This window comes from Bradyrhizobium erythrophlei, from assembly GCF_900129505.1.
GTDB lineage: Bacteria > Pseudomonadota > Alphaproteobacteria > Rhizobiales > Xanthobacteraceae > Bradyrhizobium > Bradyrhizobium erythrophlei_D.
This window is the reverse complement of record NZ_LT670818.1, coordinates 6,454,471-6,466,617: the sequence shown is the minus strand read 5'-3', so window position 1 is coordinate 6,466,617 and position 12,147 is coordinate 6,454,471. Positions and strand designations below refer to the sequence as shown.

At 63.7% G+C, this 12,147-nt stretch carries 13 protein-coding genes; 9 read left to right on the top strand and 4 right to left on the bottom strand.

The genetic code is table 11. The features are described from left to right. Positions 1-230 precede the first annotated feature (230 nt). Complete coding sequence (locus tag B5525_RS29955; RefSeq protein WP_154073514.1) at positions 231-833, bottom strand: cupin domain-containing protein; 603 nt, start codon at positions 831-833, stop codon at positions 231-233. A gap of 182 nt (positions 834-1,015) precedes the next feature. Here B5525_RS29955 and B5525_RS29950 point away from each other — a divergent pair, with 182 nt between their 5' ends. From B5525_RS29950 to B5525_RS29935, 4 genes are all read left to right on the top strand, one after another. Beyond that, on the top strand, positions 1,016-1,774 hold the full coding sequence (locus B5525_RS29950) for an ABC transporter substrate-binding protein (RefSeq protein WP_079569222.1): 759 nt from the start codon (positions 1,016-1,018) through the stop codon (positions 1,772-1,774). A gap of 114 nt (positions 1,775-1,888) precedes the next feature. Beyond that, positions 1,889-2,542 carry an amino acid ABC transporter permease gene (locus tag B5525_RS29945; protein WP_079569221.1) on the top strand — a complete coding sequence of 218 codons (654 nt, stop codon included), beginning with the start codon at positions 1,889-1,891 and terminating at the stop codon, positions 2,540-2,542. Continuing rightward, positions 2,539-3,270: an amino acid ABC transporter ATP-binding protein gene (locus tag B5525_RS29940; protein WP_079569220.1), complete on the top strand. Its 732-nt coding sequence runs from the start codon at positions 2,539-2,541 to the stop codon at positions 3,268-3,270. Before B5525_RS29945 ends, B5525_RS29940 begins: the two co-directional genes overlap by 4 nt. Positions 3,271-3,292: 22 nt before the next feature. Further along, entirely contained in the window at positions 3,293-4,585 is a 1,293-nt protein-coding gene (locus B5525_RS29935) for an NAD(P)/FAD-dependent oxidoreductase (protein WP_079573973.1), read from the top strand. A gap of 75 nt (positions 4,586-4,660) precedes the next feature. Here B5525_RS29935 and B5525_RS29930 read toward each other — a convergent pair whose 3' ends face one another. Then, on the bottom strand, positions 4,661-5,965 hold the full coding sequence (locus B5525_RS29930) for a PQQ-dependent sugar dehydrogenase (protein ID WP_079569219.1): 1,305 nt from the start codon (positions 5,963-5,965) through the stop codon (positions 4,661-4,663). Between the two features lie 276 nt (positions 5,966-6,241). Between B5525_RS29930 and B5525_RS29925 the strand changes: the two genes are divergently transcribed. After that, entirely contained in the window at positions 6,242-6,955 is a 714-nt protein-coding gene (locus tag B5525_RS29925; RefSeq protein ID WP_244567636.1) for a hypothetical protein, read from the top strand. Between the two features lie 150 nt (positions 6,956-7,105). Beyond that, positions 7,106-7,843, top strand: a complete 738-nt coding sequence (locus B5525_RS29920) for a hypothetical protein (RefSeq protein ID WP_079569218.1) — start codon at positions 7,106-7,108, stop codon at positions 7,841-7,843. 15 nt (positions 7,844-7,858) lie between these two features. On the opposite strand, the gene B5525_RS29915 is transcribed toward B5525_RS29920, so the two are convergent. Next, on the bottom strand, positions 7,859-9,157 hold the full coding sequence (locus B5525_RS29915; protein ID WP_244567635.1) for a sensor histidine kinase: 1,299 nt from the start codon (positions 9,155-9,157) through the stop codon (positions 7,859-7,861). Next, positions 9,154-9,816: a response regulator transcription factor gene (locus B5525_RS29910; protein ID WP_079569216.1), complete on the bottom strand. Its 663-nt coding sequence runs from the start codon at positions 9,814-9,816 to the stop codon at positions 9,154-9,156. The genes B5525_RS29915 and B5525_RS29910 overlap by 4 nt, the downstream gene beginning before the upstream one ends. Positions 9,817-10,014: 198 nt before the next feature. Between B5525_RS29910 and B5525_RS29905 the strand changes: the two genes are divergently transcribed. From B5525_RS29905 to B5525_RS29895, 3 genes are all read left to right on the top strand, one after another. Next, the gene (locus B5525_RS29905; protein ID WP_244567634.1) at positions 10,015-10,788 is read left to right on the top strand and encodes a hypothetical protein; all 774 of its coding nucleotides are present in this window, start codon (positions 10,015-10,017) and stop codon (positions 10,786-10,788) included. Positions 10,789-10,863: 75 nt separating this feature from the next. Next, positions 10,864-11,268, top strand: coding sequence for a hypothetical protein (locus B5525_RS29900; protein WP_154073513.1), 405 nt, complete (start codon positions 10,864-10,866; stop codon positions 11,266-11,268). Positions 11,269-11,357: 89 nt separating this feature from the next. Next, complete coding sequence (locus B5525_RS29895) at positions 11,358-12,131, top strand: hypothetical protein (RefSeq protein ID WP_079569215.1); 774 nt, start codon at positions 11,358-11,360, stop codon at positions 12,129-12,131. Positions 12,132-12,147 lie beyond the last annotated feature (16 nt).

The following is a 12,147-nucleotide window of genomic DNA, read 5'->3' as shown; positions in this document are numbered from 1 at the left end:
CCAAACCGCGACATGTCATCACTCGTCCCAGCCAGCCTGTGGATCCGCGGTTTCCGCCGGTGCTCGAGGACCAGACCCCAAGCTACGACGATCCATCCAGACGGGGTGGCGGCTGATCCGCGGCATGCTCGCGGATCGTGCTCGGCTGTCAGATTGCGCTAGACGCACGTCGGCACACAGCTTCGTTGCGGGGCACGCGGCGGGTCGTCTGAGTTCGCGGGCCAGCCGGCTCAGGACGCCGCCGAGATGCAGTTCACCCAGAGCACGACGGCCCTGGCGTCGCGCGACGGATTGCTGAAGCGGTGCGGGCGGCGGCTGGCGAAGCGGAAGCTGTCGCCGGACGTGAGGGTCCAGCTTTCGGCATCGACGGTGAGCTTCATCTCGCCCTCGATCACCAGGCCCGCTTCCTCGCCGTCATGCGTATAGAGTTCGTCGCCGGTGCTTCCGCCGGGCTCGATATGGACGAGGAACAGATTGAGGCGGCCATCCGATCCGGCCGGACTGAGCAGCTGCTTGGAGATGCCGGTGCGCCACAGGTTCAGCTCGGGGCGCTGGCGCTCGCGGGTGACGACGGCATCCGGTACGGCACTGGCGTCTTCCCTGGCGCCGAACAATCCGGCGATGCCCACGCCCAGCACGTCCGCGAGCGTCGCCAGCACCCGCAGCGACGGCGAGGACAGCCCGCGCTCGACCTGGCTGAGAAAACCGATCGACAGATCGGCGCGGACAGCGACCGTCTCGAGCGACATGGCGCGGGTTCGCCGCAAATCACGGATCCGTTGCCCGACCGCGACATCCATCGTCGGCACGGCCTTGGCCGCCCGCTTGCTCATTCGCTTGCCGCCGCTCACGCCGGGGAGCTTTCCTTCATCTGCATGAAAATCTCTTGCAAGCCTGCGGGCACTGTGCCCATAATTTCACGATTGTGAAAATAGGCCAGGACGGCGAAACCTGCAACGGGGTGTTGCTGCAGACTTGAATGCGCCGGCCGGTGCCCGAACTCGATAGGGGTACGATGCTTTTCAAACGTCTCGTTCAGGCCGCCGCCGCGGCGCTCGCGCTGGTTGCCGCGGCACCGGCCTCGGCGCAGCAGGTGCTCAAGGTGGGCTCGACCCCGACCGGCATTCCCTTCACGTTCCTCGACACCAAGACCAACAGTATTCAGGGCGTGATGGTCGATCTCATCACTGAAATCGGCAAGGATGCCGGCTTCCAGGTCCAGATCGAGCCGATGCAGTTCTCCGCGCTGATTGCCTCGCTGACGTCGAACAAGATCGACATCATCTCGGCGGCGATGTTCGCCACGGCGGCGCGCAAGGAGGTGATCGACTTTTCGGATCCCGTCTACACCTATGGCGAGGGTCTCGTCGTGCCGAAGACCGACACGAAGGACTATACCACGCTGGAGGATCTGAAAGGCGAGATCGTCGGCGCCCAGGTCGGCACCGCCTTCGTCGACGCGCTGAAAAAGACGGGATTGTTCAGCGAGGTCAAGGCGTACGACACCATCCCGGATATTCTGCGCGACGTGAACACCGGCCGTCTCAAGGCCGGCTTCGCCGACTATCCGATCCTCGCCTACAACCTCAAGCAGGGCGGCTTTCCGGAAGCGCGGCTGGTTGCTTCCTACAAGCCGACCGTGGTCGGCAACGTCGCCATCGGAGTCCGCAAGTCCGATACTGACCTGCTCACGAAGATCAACGCTTCGCTCGCCAAGCTCAAGGCGAACGGCACGGTGGACAAGATTCTCGACAAATGGGGGCTCAAGGCCTAGGCGCCCCTGTCCCGCGGCAACTCGGATATCGGCGTCCACCGAAATCGGGCCGAGCCGAAGCAACGAGGCGCGATCGTGATTCAAACCCACAAAGAGCACGCGTGATCCGGACAGATGCAGAACTTTCTGCGTGACGCCACCGACTTCATGCCGATCCTGCTGCAGGGCGTCCGGCTGACGATCGTCGTCACCGTCGGCTCGCTGCTGCTGTCGACCGTTCTCGGGCTGCTCTGGGCGTTGATGCGGGTTTCCGGCCTGCGCGTCCTGCAGGGCTCAAGTGCCGGCCTGATCAACGTGATCCGCGGCATCCCGATCATCGTGCTGCTGTTCTACTTCTACTTCGTGATGCCGGACTTCGGAATCACGATGACCGCGCTGCAGGCGGCGATTCTCGGGCTCGGCATCGCCTATTCGGCCTATCAGGCGGAGAATTTCCGCGCCGGCATCGAAGCGATCGACAAGGGACAGATCGAGGCCGCGCAAACCATCGGCATGGGTTGGTGGCTGACCATGCGGCGCGTCGTGCTTCCGCAGGCGGTGCGCATCGTGCTGCCGCCCTACGGCAACATCATGATCATGCTTTTGAAGGATTCCTCGCAGGCTTCGACCATCACGGTTGCCGAGCTCGCCATGCAGGGCAAGCTGATCGCCTCCTCGACGTTCAAGAACACCAATGTCTTCACGCTCGTCGCGCTGATGTATCTCACCATGAGCATCCCGCTGATCCTGCTGGTTCTGCATCTGGAAAAGAGAGCGAACCGGCGATGATCGAACTGCGCGACGTCCACAAGAGCTTCGGTCCGGTCGAGGTGCTCAAGGGCATTACCGCGTCAGTCGAGAAAAGCGAGGTCGTCTGCATCATCGGCCCGTCGGGCTCCGGCAAGTCGACCATCCTGCGCTGCATCAACGGCCTCGAAAGCTATGATGCCGGCGCCATTCTGGTGGACGGTGCCCGGGTCGAGAACAATGCGCCGTCGATCGTGGCGATCCGCACCCAGGTATCGATGGTGTTCCAGCGCTTCAACCTGTTTCCGCACCGCACGGCACTCGAGAACGTCGTCGAGGGACCGATCTACGTGAAGAAGCAGCCGCGCACCGAGGCGTTCGAGCGCGGCCGCGCTTTGCTGGCGCGCGTGGGCCTTGCCGAAAAGGCCACGGCCTATCCGGCAGAGCTTTCGGGTGGCCAGCAACAGCGTGTCGCCATCGCCCGCGCGCTGGCGATGACTCCGAAGGCGATCCTGTTCGACGAGCCGACTTCCGCGCTCGACCCCGAACTCGTCGGCGACGTGCTCGGCGTCATGCGCGCCCTCGCCGATGACGGCATGACGATGGTCGTCGTCACGCACGAGATGGCATTTGCCCGGGACGTGGCGGATCGGGTGCTGTTCATCGATGGCGGCGTCATCGTCGAACAAGGCGCGGCGAAATCCGTGCTCAATCAACCGCAGCACCCGCGGACGCAGGATTTCCTCCGCCGCGTGCTGCATCCCCTGTGACATGAACTTGCCGGATCGCCTGATGCCAACCCACCCTCCGCTTGCGTTGCCGCCGAGCCTTTATGCGGACACGGCAGTCCCGCCTGTCTCAACACCTGCGCTCGATTCCGACAGGACCGTGTCGGTCGCGATCATTGGCGGCGGGTTTGCCGGACTTTCGACCGCGCTGCATCTGGCCGAGCGCGGGACCGACGCGGTCGTTCTGGAAGTGCAGGAGCCGGGCTGGGGCGCCTCCGGCAACAACGGCGGCCAGCTCAATCCGGGGCTCAAGCTCGATCCCGACACGGTCGAGGCGACGTTCGGCGCCGACCTCGGCCGGCGCATGATCGCGTTTGCCTGGAATACGCCGACCTTCACGCTCGACCTGATCCGCCGTCATCAGATCGCCTGCGAGGCGCGGCAGAACGGCACGCTGCGCGCCGCCTATCACGAAACCAACGCGGCTGCCATCGAGGCCACCGCGGAGCAATGCTTGCGGCGCGGCATGCCGGTCAGCGTGCTCGACCGCGACGCCCTCCGACAGGCAACGGGTACGGATCGATACGCCCGCGCCATGCTGGACCGGCGTGGCGGCGATGTACAGCCTTTGAGCTATGCGCGCGGCCTGGCGCATGCGGCGATTGCCGCCGGCGTGGCCGTTCACGGCCAGACGCCGGCGCTGTCGCTACGACGGGAAGCCGGACGATGGCGCGTCGAGACCCCGCGCGCGGTGATCCGGGCCGACAAGATCCTGATCGCCACCAACGGCTTCACGGACGATCTCTGGCCGGGCCTGCGCCGCACCATCGTGCCGGTGTTCAGCTCCATCGCCGCAACCGAGCCGCTGCCCGACGACGTCGCGCGAGCGATCATGCCGACGCGATCGGTATTGTACGAAAGCGGGCACATCACGGTTTATTATCGCATCGATTCGTCGAACCGCCTGCTGATGGGCGGTCGCGGTCCGATGCAGTGGATAAGCGATCCATCCGCCGTCGCCTATCTGATGCGCTACGCCGTCCGGCTATGGCCGGCGCTTCGGGGCATTCGCTGGACTCACGGCTGGAACAGCCGCCTCGCGATGACGGCCGATCATTATCCGCATGTGCATGAGCCGGCACCGGGAGCGCTGGTCTATCTCGGCTGCAACGGCCGCGGCGTTGCGCTCGCGACCGCGATGGGAGCGCAACTGGCACGACGGTTGACCGAAGGGGATGCGGCCGAGTTCGACATGCCGATCACGACCATCAAGCCAATTCGCTTCCATGCCTTGTGGCCGGTGGCTGTGAGGAGCGTCGTGCTCTACGGCCGAATTCGCGATCGCCTGGGTGTTTAGATTCCTGCTTTGACGCGTTATCTTAACGCGAACCGGTCTCCACTTCGCTTGAAAACGCTCTGGTAAGAGTGTCGCTCAGCCCTCGCCCGTGACGCGCCAGATCACATCGCCGACATCGTCGGCCACCAGAAGCGAGCCGTCGGGACCGAGCGTCACCCCAACCGGCCGTCCGTAGGACTCCCGCTCGTCCGGTGCGAGGAAGCCCGACAGAATATCCCGCGGGGGACCAACGGGGCGCCCGTTTGCGAACGGCACGAACACGACCTTGTAGCCGCTCAGCGTAGAGCGGTTCCAGGAGCCGTGCTGCCCGATGGCCATGCCGTCGGGAAAGCCCGGCAACGTGCCGGCCGGTAGCCAGCATAGGCCGAGCGAGGCGGTGTGCCCGCCCAGCGCGTAGTCCGGCGTGATGGCCTTGGCGACCGCGGCCGGATCCTGCGGCACGCGATCGTCCACCGTCTGCCCCCAATAGCAATAGGGCCAGCCATAAAAACCGCCGTCGCGGACCGAGGTCAGATAGTCCGGAGGTGTCTCGTCCCCGAGGCCGTCGCGCTCGTTGACGACCGTCCAGAGCACGCCGGTCTGCGGCTCCCATGCCAGGCCCACCGGGTTGCGCAGGCCGCCGGCAAAGATGCGGCTCGTGCCGTCGGCCAGATCGAGCTCGTAGACGGCAGCCCGGCCCTGCTCCACTTCCATGCCGTCGTCGGCGATATTGGTGAGAGAGCCCACCCCGGCATAGAGTTTGCGGCCATCCGGGCTCGGCAGCAGGCTCCGCGTCCAATGGCCACTTGGCTTGAAGCTGATGACTTTCCGCCCGGCAGCGGTGATGCGGTCGGCGCCCGCAACATACGGGAAGGCCACCACCCCGTCAGTGTTGCCGACATAAAAGGTGTCGCCGAGCAGCGCCATGCCGAACGGCTGGCTCAAACCCTCCATGAAAGTTTCGCGCCGTTCGGCGATGCCGTCGCCGTCGATGTCGCGCAACAGCGTGATCCGGTTGGCGCTGTCGCCGAGCGCCCTGGCACGTCGCATCGTCGCCTGCATCGCGTAGCTGAACACGCTCCTGGCGGGACCCGCGACCTGGTTCGATTCCGCAATGAGGACGTCGCCATTGGGCAGCACGTTGATCCAGCGGGGATGCTTCAGGCCGGTCGCGAACGCATTGACCTTGAGCCCCGGCGCCGCCACGGGCTTCTGCCCGCCGCTCCACCCCTTCGCCGTCGGCATCTTGAGCGTCGGGATACTGCCCTGTGGCTTTGCCGTTGGAACCACCGGCGCGCTGCCCCAGGCCGGCTCAGGCGCGACGCCCTGCAACCGGCGCCAAAACAGCGCGGCGGCGCCGATCAACGCGACCAGCCGAGCGAAAATGCCCGAGAAGCTCATGTTATTCCCCTTTTTTCATCGCGCGCACACTAACCGAGGCCGTAGCGCGTTAAAACCTCCTCTTCGACATGCGGGTTAACCGGCAATTGGAGCACATTCCCGTTATCCTAAGAGCGCATGATGGTCATCGACGTCTGATTCTGGGCGCAAAGCAGACTATCGATGCAGCGCGATTGCGTGGTCCCAACGTCCTCCTAAGCATCCCCTAAGTCAGGTCGAACAAGACTTGGCTCAATAGGGATTCGCATGGCACACTCGGGATGGCTATCGCATGCGATGAGCATGCTGGTCCTGGCGGCAGGAATTGGACCGGCGGTGGCGGGACCGCCATACCAATCGGACGATCCGGAGCCCACGGATTTCGGACATTTCGAGATCTACTCGTTCGACAAGGGGGCGTTTGGCCGTTCGGGATCGAGCAGCGCATCGGGTCTCGATTTCAACTACGGCGCTGCTCCCGACCTCCAACTCACCGCTGTCGTGCCGTTTGGCTATGATGCTCCATCGGATGGCCCTTCCGCCTTCGGACCGGGCAATGTCGAGCTTGCGGCAAAATACAAGCTCATTCACCAGGACACACTCGGGTTGGACGTGAGCGTATTCCCCCGTGTCTTCCTGCCGAGCCCATCGCAGACGGGCGATCCCTACGCCTCGATCCTCGTACCCATCTGGCTTCAGAAAGACTGGGGCTCGACCTCGGCCTTTGGCGGCGGCGGCTGCCAGTTTTCGCTTCACGACGCTGCCAAAAATTTCTGCCTCTACGGCGCCACCGTTACCCGTCAGGTCTTCAACGACCTTCAGCTGGGTGTCGAGGTGTTTCATCAGACATCGGATGGAAATGGTGCTCCGCCTTCGACTACGCTGGGAATCGGCGCGCGATATGATCTCGACGACCACTACCACCTGCTGGGCTATGTCGCGCGCGGCCTGGAAAACGTCTCTCAGACCGGAAGTTGGGCGTGGTATGCATCGGTTCTGTTCACCTATTAGCAAAGTGCGACGGGAACTCGCGCTCCGCGATTTCCGTTCACGTTCTGCGTTCCATACGTCGGCGATCCTACCACCTGGCGCGCGTGCGACGCGCAGACTCCCACCTGATAAATCACATCCCAATCCCGTTTGAGGCAAAGGACGATCCTGATGCAGTCGAAGCACCTGCCCATGCTGAACGCGCGCTACTGGAGCGCGCTGTGCCTTGCCAGTATATTCGGCGCCAATATGGGCGATCTCTGCGCGCGCAACCTTGGCCTGGGCCATGTGGCCGGCCTGCCGTTTCTCGCGATCGCGCTGGCGCTCGTGATGATCGTCGAGCGCTTCGACCGGATGCAGCACCAGAGCTATTACTGGATTGCCATCATCATCGTGAGAACAGCCGCCACGAATTTTGCAGATTTCGCGGCCGGCGATATGAAACTGCCGAGGCTGTGGGTGATGGCGGCGCTGCTCATCCTTCTCGTTGTCGCCGTATGGCTAAGCTGGGAATTCGTCTGGCGGCGCCGCTCAGTCAAAAGCGACAGCGTGCTGCGGGCCGACCTCGGCTATTGGATATCCATGTTCATCGCGGGAACGCTGGGAACGGTTATGGGGGATTTTTGCTCCCACAATTTGCACCTCGGCGATGCCGGGGCGGCGATCCTGCTCTCCCCTGTCGTGCTCGTGCTGCTATGGGCCGGCTGGCGAGGGCCGCTTCGCTGGCTGCCGTTCTATTGGGCGACGGTCGTTGCGATCCGGGCTGCAGGGACCGCGGTCGGCGACACCCTGGCCGGCCGAAACATGCTGGGCTTGCCGATGAGCACGGCTGTGACGGGTATCGTGTTCGTCATCCTGCTCTTGGCGTGGAAAGAATCCGCAAGACCGGAAAAGGCGTTCGCAACCTAGGGCCCGACGGCAAGGTCATTCGAACGGCAAGCGGACGGTGGCGCGAAGGCCGTTTCCGGACGGACCGGAAAAATTCTCCAGCACGATCGAGCCGCCTAGTCGATCGACGATGCGCTTGACGATCGACAGGCCGAGTCCGGTTCCATGCTCCATCGGCCGGCTGCCGCGGAAGAACGGCTCGAATATTCGATCCATCTCGCCAGGCGGAATACCTGGTCCGGTGTCTTCGACCTGCACGACCGCTGCACCGGCGTCCCGATAGACCCCGATGTCGACGCGGCCGCCGCACGGCGTATAGCGCACGGCATTGTCGAGCAGGTTGCGGATCATGGTCGAAACCATGACCGGCTCGCCCCTGATCGCGATCGGCTCGATCATCTCGAAGCCAACGTCGATCTCCTTGCGCGCGGCTTCCGGCAGCAAATCGGCGACCGAATCCTTCACAAGGCGATCCAGTTCCACCAGGGCCGCTTCACCGGACGGCGCGGTCTCGTGGCGGGCCAGTGCAAGCAACTGTTCCAGCAGGTGGTTGGTACGTCGCATGCCCTGCCTGAGCGCGGCCAGACGCTCGCGCGCTGGGTCGGGAAGCTCCACCGTATCGAGGTTTTCCGCTTGCAGGCCAAGCGCGGTGATGGGCGTTCGCAGTTCATGCGCGGCATCGGCGACAAAGCGCCGCTGCTGATCCATCATCAGCTTCATTCGTTCCAATAGGCCGTTGATCGATACGATGAATGGATGGAGCTCGTTCGGCATGCCGGCCAACGGAAGCGGCGTCATGTCGTCGGCACGCCTCAAGTCGAGATCGCCGGCCAGATGGACCATCGGGCCCAGCGAGCCCGCGACGACCAGGGCCGTAACCAGCAGCAGGCACGGTATGAGGGCGGCGATCGGGAGCAGCGTTCGAAACGCCATGTTGCCGGCGATATCATCCCTGACGTCGGTCGGCTGGGTGATGGCAAAGCGGCTTCCATCGGGGCGGCTCCGCAACAATATCCGCACCGGTTGCCCCCTGAACGTCGCGGCGCGCAGGCCATCCTGCAGGCTCCAGAGTTGACGCTCCTCCGCAGGGCCATGCGGCACCGTGCCCAATTCGATGACATCGACCTCGGCGTCCGCGTCGATGCCATGAAGCGACGCATCGCTCTTGACGTCGCCGTTCTGCAACAGGCTGCCGATCTGTATCAGCGTCGAGTCCTGCATCTCGATCGCTTCGTCGAACGCCCAAAGGTAGGTCAGCACGCCACCCAGACAGCCCGCCAGCAGGATGACCGCAGTTAACCCGACAAAAAGGCGCGCGCGCAGGGATCTTGTCACAGCGGACCATCCACCATCCACCCGACGCCACGTACGTTGCGGATGGCCGCGGCTCCAAGTTTCTTCCGGATCGTATGGATCAGAAACTCGATCGCGTTGCTCTCGACTTCCTCGTTCCACCCGTAGATCTGCCGTTCCAGCTCGCTGCGGGACATGATCGCGCCCGGCCGCGCCAACAGCCCCTGCAATAGGGCGAACTCGCGGGCGGTCAGCAGCGACGTCTCGCCCGCGAAGCTGGCCTGGCGCGTGGTGGGGTCGAGATGGAGCACGCCGTTGGTGAGAATCGGCGGTGAGCCGCTGCCTTCGCGGCGAAGTACCGCGCGCATGCGCGCCAGCAATTCGCGAATCTCGAACGGCTTTACCAGATAGTCGTCCGCACCAAGATCGAGGCCGTCGATGCGGTCGTCAACGCCATCCCGCGCGGTCACGATGATCACCGGGAGCCTGCGGCCGCGGCTACGAAAACGGCGCAGCACCTCGCGGCCGTCAGCCGCCGGCAGCCCGAGATCGAGCAACGCCACGTCATAGTCCTCGTTCTCCACGGCCTGGATCGCGGTCTCGCCATCCATCACCCAGTCGACGGCGTAAGCCGCGTCCCTGAGCGCCTGTTGCACAGCGGCGCCGATCATCTTGTCATCTTCGATGAGCAGAACCCGCATCCTCGATCCCTATCCGAGACGCCGCACGCTATCCACGCGCCCATCATACCCCTTCTCCATCGCCTGAATTAGCGCAGACTTAGGATCAGCGGCGCCCTGCACGGCCAAAACCCTCTTGGTTCTAAGCCGCACCTAAGTTGGCGCCGCCATGGTGACGCATCGCTTCGAATCACCGCACTTCCTTCCAGGAGAAATGTCGTGCCAGCACCGGTGAACGCGCCAAGGCTGCTCAACAAGGTCCCCGAAGTCGCGGTCACCTTCTGGATCATCAAGATCCTGTCGACCACCGTCGGCGAAACCGGCGCCGACTATCTCGCCGTGCATGTCGGTCTCGGTACCAGCGCGACCACCGCCATCATGGTCAGCTTCCTTGTTTCCGCGTTGACCCTGCAGCTTCAGGCCCGCAGCTATGTTCCCTGGATCTATTGGCTGACGGTCGTTCTCGTAAGTATCGTCGGCACGCAAATCACCGATTGGCTGACCGACCGGCTGGAGATCAGCCTTTATGTCAGCACGGCGGCGTTCGCAGCGATTTTGGCCACGATCTTTGCCGTCTGGTACGGCGTCGAGCGGACGCTTTCAATTCACACCATCATCACCACGCGGCGCGAGCTCTTCTACTGGGCGGCGATCCTGTTCACCTTTGCGCTGGGAACGGCCGCCGGCGATCTGGCGACGGAAGCGCTCGGCCTTGGCTTCCAGCTCGGCGTCGTCGCGTTCGGCGCGATGATCGCGCTCATCTCATTGGCCTATTATCTCGGCGCCAACCCGGTTCTCACCTTCTGGCTGGCCTACATCCTCACGCGCCCGCTCGGCGCGTCGCTTGGCGACCTGCTGTCGCAAGCCCGAGAATATGGCGGCGCCGGTCTTGGCACGATCTATACCAGCCTCGGATTTTTGGCCTTCATCATCGTGCTCGTCGCCTGGGTGACCTTTGAAGGTAAACCCGCCAAGCCGGCGCCAGTGCGATGACCTCCTGACTCCATTCCCACGAGCAACTCGAAGCTCGGCGCGCACGTGCCGACAGGAACCACTAGGAGGCTGCATATGAACAAAACGATGTTGGCACTGGCCGTCGGCCTTCTCGCGATTTCAGCTGACGAACCAGGTCTGGACACAACAGGCGGAATTGCGTTCATGCCGCGCGCGGAAGCGGCGATGTCGTCGAAGCTCGGCGACCTGACGCCGTTCCGCAGCATCGTCGTCGATGTCTCGGCCCTGATAGACAAAGGCGACCTCGCCGGCGCCAAGACGCGCATCAAGGATCTTGAGACCCGGTGGGACGAAGCGGAGGCAGGCTTGAAGCCGCGCGCCGCCGCCGACTGGCACACCGTCGACAAGGCGATCGACCGGGCGCTCGAAGCGCTTCGTGCCAACGCGCCCGATCCCGCCGCATGCAAGCAGACGGTAGCGGATCTGTTGTCGGTGATGAACTCCGTTGGGAAACCCTGACGCTCGCAAGTTTGGCCTCGGAGATAATCAACGTGTGGGCGACGGCACCAACACGGATCGCCGCTGTCGCAAGTCGGAAGTGAAACAGCATGAATCAATATTACAAAGAGACGGTGTTCATCGAGCACCCAACCAAAGTTCCTGAAGTCACCCTGGCATTCTGGATCATCAAGATACTTGCGACGACGCTCGGCGAGACCGGCGGCGACGCCGTGACCATGTCGATGAATCTCGGCTATTTGGTGGGAACGGCGATCTTTGCAACGCTCTTCGCCATCGCCGTGGGCGCGCAGACAAACACAAGACGTTTCCATCCGCTGCTCTACTGGACCGTGATTGTTGCCACGACCACGGTCGGGACCACGCTGGCCGACTTCGTCGACCGCTCGCTGGGGATCGGATATGTCGGCGGCTCCTCGCTACTCGCTGCGCTGCTCGTCGCGTCGCTGGCAATCTGGCATCGGACGCTCGGAACGGTCTCGATCAGCTCCATCCATTCGAAACCGGCGGAGGCCTTCTACTGGATCACAATCCTGTTTTCGCAGACCCTCGGTACCGCGCTCGGCGACTGGATGGCCGATTCAACCGGGCTTGGCTATGCCGGCGGCGCGCTGGTTTTCGCCGCCGGGCTTGCGGCCGTTGCCGCAGCCTATTGGCGGACCAACGTCTCGCGCACGGTGCTGTTCTGGATCACTTTCGTGCTCACCCGGCCGCTCGGCGCCACGGTGGGCGATTTCCTCGACAAGCCGCTCGACCATGGCGGCCTGGCGCTTAGCCGATACTCGGCATCGGCCTCATTGGCAGCAGCGATGGTCCTGCTGATCCTGCTGCTGCCGCAGCGCTCCGGGCAACACCCGGCCTGACCGGGGCGTCGAAGTC

Excerpts from the sequence above, each read along its gene's own strand:
- B5525_RS29955 (WP_154073514.1), bottom strand. The coding sequence starts at position 833 with ATGAGCAAGCGGGCGGCCAAGGCCGTGCCGACGATGGATGTCGCGGTC.
- B5525_RS29950 (WP_079569222.1), top strand. The coding sequence starts at position 1,016 with ATGCTTTTCAAACGTCTCGTTCAGGCCGCCGCCGCGGCGCTCGCGCTG.
- B5525_RS29945 (WP_079569221.1), top strand. The coding sequence starts at position 1,889 with ATGCAGAACTTTCTGCGTGACGCCACCGACTTCATGCCGATCCTGCTG.
- B5525_RS29940 (WP_079569220.1), top strand. The coding sequence starts at position 2,539 with ATGATCGAACTGCGCGACGTCCACAAGAGCTTCGGTCCGGTCGAGGTG.
- B5525_RS29935 (WP_079573973.1), top strand. The coding sequence starts at position 3,293 with ATGCCAACCCACCCTCCGCTTGCGTTGCCGCCGAGCCTTTATGCGGAC.
- B5525_RS29930 (WP_079569219.1), bottom strand. The coding sequence starts at position 5,965 with ATGAGCTTCTCGGGCATTTTCGCTCGGCTGGTCGCGTTGATCGGCGCC.
- B5525_RS29925 (WP_244567636.1), top strand. The coding sequence starts at position 6,242 with ATGAGCATGCTGGTCCTGGCGGCAGGAATTGGACCGGCGGTGGCGGGA.
- B5525_RS29920 (WP_079569218.1), top strand. The coding sequence starts at position 7,106 with ATGCAGTCGAAGCACCTGCCCATGCTGAACGCGCGCTACTGGAGCGCG.
- B5525_RS29910 (WP_079569216.1), bottom strand. The coding sequence starts at position 9,816 with ATGCGGGTTCTGCTCATCGAAGATGACAAGATGATCGGCGCCGCTGTG.
- B5525_RS29900 (WP_154073513.1), top strand. The coding sequence starts at position 10,864 with ATGAACAAAACGATGTTGGCACTGGCCGTCGGCCTTCTCGCGATTTCA.
- B5525_RS29895 (WP_079569215.1), top strand. The coding sequence starts at position 11,358 with ATGAATCAATATTACAAAGAGACGGTGTTCATCGAGCACCCAACCAAA.